This window comes from Nocardia sp. NPDC004722, from assembly GCF_053601505.1.
The window spans coordinates 1-6,241 of the sequence record NZ_JBSGBY010000508.1 but is presented as its reverse complement, the minus strand read 5'-3'; the positions used below and the strand labels follow the sequence as shown (position 1 = coordinate 6,241).

At 69.5% G+C, this 6,241-nt stretch carries 8 protein-coding genes and 1 pseudogene; 1 reads left to right on the top strand and 8 read right to left on the bottom strand.

The features are described from left to right. The 8 genes from ACWELQ_RS34870 to ACWELQ_RS34835 all read right to left on the bottom strand — a co-directional run. Window positions 1–1,242, bottom strand: a 1,242-nt coding sequence (locus ACWELQ_RS34870; RefSeq protein ID WP_452401277.1) for a hypothetical protein, incomplete at its 3' end; no start/stop codon positions are given. Beyond that, window positions 1,236–2,090, bottom strand: a complete 855-nt coding sequence (locus ACWELQ_RS34865) for a hypothetical protein (RefSeq protein WP_452401276.1) — start codon at window positions 2,088–2,090, stop codon at window positions 1,236–1,238. The genes ACWELQ_RS34865 and ACWELQ_RS34870, both read right to left, overlap by 7 nt. Further along, on the bottom strand, window positions 2,087–2,701 hold the full coding sequence (locus tag ACWELQ_RS34860; RefSeq protein WP_452401275.1) for a hypothetical protein: 615 nt from the start codon (window positions 2,699–2,701) through the stop codon (window positions 2,087–2,089). Before ACWELQ_RS34860 ends, ACWELQ_RS34865 begins: the two co-directional genes overlap by 4 nt. A gap of 18 nt (window positions 2,702–2,719) precedes the next feature. Next, window positions 2,720–2,995 carry a hypothetical protein gene (locus ACWELQ_RS34855; RefSeq protein ID WP_452401274.1) on the bottom strand — a complete coding sequence of 92 codons (276 nt, stop codon included), beginning with the start codon at window positions 2,993–2,995 and terminating at the stop codon, window positions 2,720–2,722. Between the two features lie 11 nt (window positions 2,996–3,006). Then, window positions 3,007–3,297 (bottom strand): hypothetical protein, encoded by a 291-nt coding sequence (locus ACWELQ_RS34850; RefSeq protein WP_452401273.1) that lies wholly within the window; start codon window positions 3,295–3,297, stop codon window positions 3,007–3,009. Beyond that, window positions 3,294–4,019 (bottom strand): hypothetical protein, encoded by a 726-nt coding sequence (locus ACWELQ_RS34845; RefSeq protein WP_452401272.1) that lies wholly within the window; start codon window positions 4,017–4,019, stop codon window positions 3,294–3,296. The genes ACWELQ_RS34850 and ACWELQ_RS34845 overlap by 4 nt, the downstream gene beginning before the upstream one ends. A 27-nt stretch (window positions 4,020–4,046) precedes the next feature. After that, window positions 4,047–5,570, bottom strand: a complete 1,524-nt coding sequence (locus ACWELQ_RS34840) for a cutinase family protein (protein WP_452401271.1) — start codon at window positions 5,568–5,570, stop codon at window positions 4,047–4,049. Then, on the bottom strand, window positions 5,567–5,965 hold the full coding sequence (locus ACWELQ_RS34835; RefSeq protein WP_452401270.1) for a hypothetical protein: 399 nt from the start codon (window positions 5,963–5,965) through the stop codon (window positions 5,567–5,569). The genes ACWELQ_RS34840 and ACWELQ_RS34835 overlap by 4 nt, the downstream gene beginning before the upstream one ends. Window positions 5,966–6,135: 170 nt before the next feature. On the opposite strand from ACWELQ_RS34835, the pseudogene ACWELQ_RS34830 reads away from it, so the two are divergent. Beyond that, window positions 6,136–6,241, top strand: a pseudogene (locus ACWELQ_RS34830) (AMP-binding enzyme); the annotation flags it as partial.

Sequence of the window (6,241 nt, the reverse complement as noted above, 5' to 3'; positions counted from 1 at the left end):
GCTCGCGCCGCCGCCCCCACCGCCTCCGGCGTTGCCGCCTCGGGCGGGAGCCGCGCCGGTGGCGCCCTTCATCGCCGAGCTGGCGGCCGCGCCGACCGCGCCCGCGCCGATGAGCGCGCCGGAGATCCCGCCACCGAGCGACGTCAGCGGCGAGACCAGCCGCATGAGGGCGGGCAGGACGAGGGCGGTGGAGCACAGCAGCACGACCCCGACCAGGGCGCGTTGCGCGTCGTCGGTCGAGGGCAGCTGCCCGGATTTCGCTGCGTCCGCGGCGGTTTGGCCTGCTTTGCCCGCGGTGGTGAACGCGATCATGTACACCAGCGCGGCCATCGGCTTGTAGAGCACGAACGCCACGCACCAGCACGTCAGCCGGTCATACAGGCCGCGTCCGGCGTGGGTGCCGGAGCTGGCGGCCGCCAACGGCAGAATCCCGACCGCGACCACCAGCAGCCCCTCGCGCACGACCGCGAACACCGCCTGGGCGATCGCGCCGACCATGCCGAGGATCGCGACCGAGAACATGAGCCCCGGGCTGAGCGCGGTCAGGGTGTTGGTGGTGACCATCGCTTCGGCGACGCCCTTGGCGTTGTCGTGGGTGGCGTCGTTGATCACCCACTCGGCGAACGCATCCGAGGCTTGCGTCGCTAGCACCAGCACGGTGGAGAACACCGCGGAGGCGAACACCGAGCGGGCCAGGACCCGGAAGGCTTCGGTGGCGTGGTCGGCCGCGCCGGAGCGGTGCGCCATCGCCAGGCGGATCGCGCACATGATCAACGATCCGGCCAGGCAGAACACCTGCAACTGGAAGGTGTAGCCGCGGATCGCGGTGAACAGATCGGCTTGCGAAACCACGTTGCTGGTGGGGATTTTCATCCACCACGTCAACGACAGGATGATCGCCTGACCGAGTCCCGTGAGCAGGGCGTCGACGGCTTTGCCGAAGGTGCTGTCCCAGGCTTTGTCCTTGGCCGCCTGCACTGCCTCGCCGGGGTGGGTGACGACGTTGCCGACCTTGCAGCCGTCACCGAGGACATCGCCGAGGGTGCCCATCCCGGGCAGGTCGATCCCGCCGACGGTCTTGCTGACGTTGTCGCACACGGTGTTGAACCCGAAAGTCCCACCGCCACCACTGTTGTCGTCAGCTGTCGCGGTCGCCGCCGGGCCCGCCACCGTGAGGACGGCGAGCAGCAGCGCGGCCAGGGCTAGGAATAGTCGCCGGGCGGGGCGACGCGCGGTCACCATTTCGTCCACCCGTCGAGGGAGCCGATATAGGAGGCGGGCAGGTCGCCGCCCGGGGCCAGGCGCAGCCGCCATTGCCCGTCCCACACCATCGTGATCTGCGAGGCCCGCCACCGTGTCGGTCCGCCCGCGTTCGCGGCGGGGGCTTTGGTGGCCAGGCGCAGGATGCACAGATCGCCGGTGGCAGACCAGGATTCGATGTGGAAGGCATCCGGGGCGACCAGCCAGCGGGTATCGGTCGCGGGGGCGAGGGCGGGAACCTTGCCCGCTGCCACCAGATTGTCGAACTTCTCGTGATCGGCGTCGGTCATGACCTCCATGCGTTCGCGCACCGGCCAATTCCCCGGCTGCGCATACGATTCCCACAACGCGTACACCCCGGCCAGCGCCGCGCCTTGCGGGGTGTGGGAGTAGCCGACCGGCAGCCCGTCGACCAGCGCGGTCGGCCCGTCGGACGTCGAGAACGGCACCGAGACCGCATACACGCGCTGCCAGCCGCCCTGCTCGGGCAACAGCGGGGCCGCGGTCAGGAACGCCGGGTCGTCGCTGGTGTGCGGTCCCCTGGTTTGCGGCAACGGCTGCCCGTCGGGGTTGTTCGGGATATCGACGCGGCGGCCGAACGCGTCCACGTCCGGGACCGCGAACCCCGTCTTCGGCTGCCCCGCAGCTGTGCTAGCCGGGCCGGAGGAGGGTGCGGCGCCTGAGGATTCGTCGCTGTCGCCATGGTGAAGAACCGCCACGGCGATCGCGGCCAGGATGATCGTGGCGACCGCGACCAACGCCAGCATCAGCGTGATCGACGAGCGCCCGCCCTTGCCGGACTCCGGCGTGGTGGGGGCGGGGCCGGTCATCGGGTGGCCTCGAATCGGGTCACGTCGGCGGGCAGCGCCGGGATCGATTCCATGGTCACGGTTTTCGCGGCCGGGTCCGGCAGCAGCAGCCGCCAATCCCCTGCCTGCCACTCGATCACATGGTGGTAGGCGGCCAAGCTCGCGTCCGAGAACCGTGTGTAGATGGTGATTTCGGCGCGATCAGGGGTGTAGGAGCCGAACCGGTAGCCGAGCACGGTAGGGGCGAGTTTCGGGTCGGTCGGGGCGGTGATGGAGATCCGCGCGCGAGCCAGCACCCAGTTGTCCTTGCCGGGGCCGCGCACCAGGGACGCGGCCGCGAACTGCGGCCAGGCCGAGTCCGGGGAGACGCTGGTGCGGATCGAATCCTGGATCGTGGCCAGCACCGCACCCTGCGGCGTATGCGAATAGCCCGTCGCGGCGGAGGTTTGAGCCGGGCCGTCGACGGAGCTGAAGGGCACCAGCACGCCCTGCACCGGCTCCCACCGCACCGCGGCGGGTAGTTTCCCCAGGTCCGGGGCGGTCGAGGGGTGGGCGTCGTGGTGGCTGCCGCAGCCGGTCAGGCCGAGGGCCAGGGTGAGCAGCGCGGTGGCCGCGAACGGGTGTGTGCGCATCGGTTTGTCCTTTCGTACTCAGCGATTGCTGTTGGCGGTGAGTACTTCGAGGGCGATGCCCATCGAGGCGTTGGCCAGCACAGCGGCGACCAGGGAGCGGATGACGGCGTTGTGGGCTTCGGCGTAGGTCTCCACCGTCGAGTGCCGCAGCGCGAAGTACTTCCCGGCGGCGACGATCAGCCAGACCAGGCAGACCAGCTCGGCGAACCACAGCAGGTAGTCGAGCAGTTGCACGAACGGTCCGGTGACGTTGTCCGGCAGCTGCTTGTAGTCATCGGCGAAGACCGTGTCCATGACCGGGCCCGTCAGCTTCCGGCGGAGGCGTTGATGACCGCGGTCAGCAGCGGCCCGGACGCGGCGATGATGCCGCCGCCGATGAGGCTCGCGGCCACGATTTTCGGGGACTCGCAGACGCCGCCGTTCCACTTCTCGATCGCGAAACGCGCTCCGCCGTACACGATTCCGCACAAACCGAGCAGGTAGGCCAGCCATTTGCCGTAGTTGGCCAGCAGCACCAGCCCTTTGGATCCGGGCGGGGCTTGGGGGTCGAGTTGTTCGACGGCTTGCCAGGTGGTGAGAGCTAGGTGAGTGATCATTTCTGTGCTCCATCCGATTTCGCGGAGGTGGGGGTGGTGCCCAGCAGGGCGGCGATGGTGGTGAGCAGGCTGGTGCCGAGCTCACGCACACCGGCGAGCGGGTCGCGGCCCTTGGCGGGCGGCTCCTCACCGGGAGTCCACACAGGCAGATCCGGGATCGGCGTCAACGGCCAACCCGGCCGCCACGCCACCCGCCACAACCCGCCCTCGGGGACCAGTTCCTCGATGACGCCGCGGTAGCGGCGGATCTGGCCCGGCACCCGCCCGGGTTGGGCGGCCACCGTGATCAGACCGAGCAGCACGACACGGCCGGGACCGGCTTGCCCGCAGTGGTATTGGCGCAGCACATCGTGGGCACGGGTGAGTCCTTCGATCGTTTCGCGCGCCACCAGCACCACGAACGGGGACTCGTCCTCGAGGACCGCGGGCCACAACCGGGCGCAGTCGGCGGCCGGGCCGAGGCTGCGTTGCAGGGAGGTGACCCCCGCGCCGCCGTGGCAGCCCAGCAGCCACACCAGCGGCGGCCGCACCTGATCGTGGGCGACGGGCTTGTGCCACACCCCGATCCGCCGCGTCTCTTCCGGCGGGCGTGCGGCGAAGGCGAGGCCGCGTTCGCGGGCGGCGGTGAGCCGATCGGATTCCGCTCGGCGGGCAGCGCTGCGGCGAGCCGATTTACCTTGCGGCACCATCGGTTTGGTGTCTGGTTCGAGGGTGGCGGTCATCACCGGCTCCTTTCCGTATGAGGGTTGTCAGTTCTCGCTGGTCTCGCCGCCGACGGCGACCGGGCCCGGGGTCGGGACCGCCGGGGTACTCGGCGTCGTCGGGGTGGCGGGATCGCTCGGGGTGGCTTTGGCCGGGGTGGTCGCGCCTGCGGCGGCGGGGGCGACTCCGGCGACGTCACGGGCGGCGGCGGCGAACCAGTCGCCGACCCACGTGGTGGCCGATTGCCCTGCGGCGCTGATGGAGTCGTTCTGGTAGGACCCGTGGCGCAGGATGACGTCGCTGTACTTGGTCCAGGTGGAGACGTTCAGCAGGTCGGTGTTGTCTTTGACGTCGTTGATGACCTCGGTGAACGTCGACTGGATCAACTTGCTGGCGGTGGCGGGCGGGATCAGCTCGGGCACCGCGGCGAGCAGCTTCTCCCCTAGCACCGCCAAACCGGCGACCGGGTCGGCCATGCCGGCGGTGGCGATCTGGGCGATATTCGACGGCGTCAGCACCGTTTTCACGACGGTGGAGATCGCGTTGATCGCGATCGTGCCGACCTTCAGCACGGCCTTGAGGACATCGGACGGGTCGACTTCGGTGCGCGGATCCGAGGCTTCGGCCAGGCTCGCGGAGATGCTCTTGCCGGGGTTCAAGCTCAGGTTGGCCAGGGAAGTGCCGGTGACGTTGTTGTTGACGATGTTCGTGGCCGCCTTGATCGCGGTCAGCCCGAACGCCTGCGTGATGCTGGCCAGGGACTTGAGGGGGTCGTTGCCGATCTCGACCTGCCCGGCGACGTTGGCGACCGTGCGCAGCAGCGCCGCGTTGTCGGGGGCATCACATGCCAAATCGCCAGGGCTGCAGAAGGATGCGACGCGGCCGGTCAGGTCACCGTAAGAAGTCGCGATGTCGCGCTGCGGGCCGATCCCGCCCCCGGAGGCTCCGAGGTCGTTGACCGCGGCTACCGAACCTACTGCCGCACCGGAGGTTCCGGGCACCGGTTCCGGGGTGGCGCGCCCGGGTGCGCCGGGGAAGGTACTCGCCCCACTGTTTCTGGTGGGATCGCCGAACAGGGCGACTCCGGCGATCTTGGCGGCCGGGATAGGCCCGGAGCCTGCGCCGATTTTCTGGGCGAGCATGCTGACCACGTGCGCGCCCTGGCTGTAGCCGGTCAACGCGATGACTGTCGAGGCGCACGACGACGCGATCTGAGAAACCTTGCTGGTCAACGCTGTCAGGCCGTCATTGACCGAGGTCTGATAGTTCGTGGTCGCCGTGCTGGGGCCCATCCCGCCGAAGGACGCGTCGTAAGGGATGTAGGCGCGCTCGACATTGACCTTCGCGTCCTGCGCTTCGGCCATGAATGGTGTGAAAACCGTCGACAGCATGCCGGTATCGGTGGTCGGCGCGGCATCGGGCGAGGATTCGCCGGTGCCCTGCACGCCGAGGGCGTACACGGCCGGACATCCACCAGACGAGTTGTCGGCGGCCGCCAGGGCGGTGGTGAACCCGCCGAGCAAGGTCACGGCCATCAGGCCGGTGGAAAGCCGAAATGCGGTGGTAGTCATGACAGGCCTCCGAGGGTGAGCCGGAATGAGTTGCGGGTCGCGTCCTCGAGGCGCTCCCAGATCAAGACCCCGCCACCGGCCAGGTGACGGTCGTAAGGGATTTCAGCGACCGCGCGGACCCACTTGGCCAGGTGCGCGCGCACGTGCTCGACCGCGCCGGCACCGAACCCGCCGGGGATCTGGTGGCAGACCACGATCACACTGCGTTGAATCAGCCACTCCCCGTGGCGATCCACCAACCAGCCCAGCGTCTGATTCAGCGAGTTCAGCGAGTCCGCGCGGGCGGCCACCACGATCGCCAGCCCGATCCGGGCATCCGCGATCAGAGGCGCGACGAGGCGGGAGGCGACCTGTCCGCCGCCGTCGTAGATCGGGGTGCAGTGTGCGGCCGCCAAATGTCCGCCGACCGCGACGAAGGAGTCTCCGCCCGGTAGCGGATCCGCCGACCGGCCCAGGACCCGTACGCCGAGGGAGGAGCGGCCGGTGCAGGCGTTGACGGCGGTGCGCAGGCCGGGTTGTGGTGTGGCCAGCCAGGATTGGACCGTGGAGACGTTGACCTGGGCGTCGCCACCGCGGGCACCCCGACTGGACCACCACCGGCGACATCGGCTACGTCGACGAGGACGGCTACCTCTACCTCACCGACCGCAAGGCGTTCATGATCATCTCCG

What these genes read in the sequence shown, in the direction of transcription:
- ACWELQ_RS34845 (WP_452401272.1), bottom strand. Translation starts at nt 4,019, where the DNA reads ATGACCGCCACCCTCGAACCAGACACCAAACCGATGGTGCCGCAAGGT.
- ACWELQ_RS34840 (WP_452401271.1), bottom strand. Translation starts at nt 5,570, where the DNA reads ATGACTACCACCGCATTTCGGCTTTCCACCGGCCTGATGGCCGTGACC.
- ACWELQ_RS34860 (WP_452401275.1), bottom strand. Translation starts at nt 2,701, where the DNA reads ATGCGCACACACCCGTTCGCGGCCACCGCGCTGCTCACCCTGGCCCTC.
- ACWELQ_RS34855 (WP_452401274.1), bottom strand. Translation starts at nt 2,995, where the DNA reads ATGGACACGGTCTTCGCCGATGACTACAAGCAGCTGCCGGACAACGTC.
- ACWELQ_RS34850 (WP_452401273.1), bottom strand. Translation starts at nt 3,297, where the DNA reads ATGATCACTCACCTAGCTCTCACCACCTGGCAAGCCGTCGAACAACTC.
- ACWELQ_RS34865 (WP_452401276.1), bottom strand. Translation starts at nt 2,090, where the DNA reads ATGACCGGCCCCGCCCCCACCACGCCGGAGTCCGGCAAGGGCGGGCGC.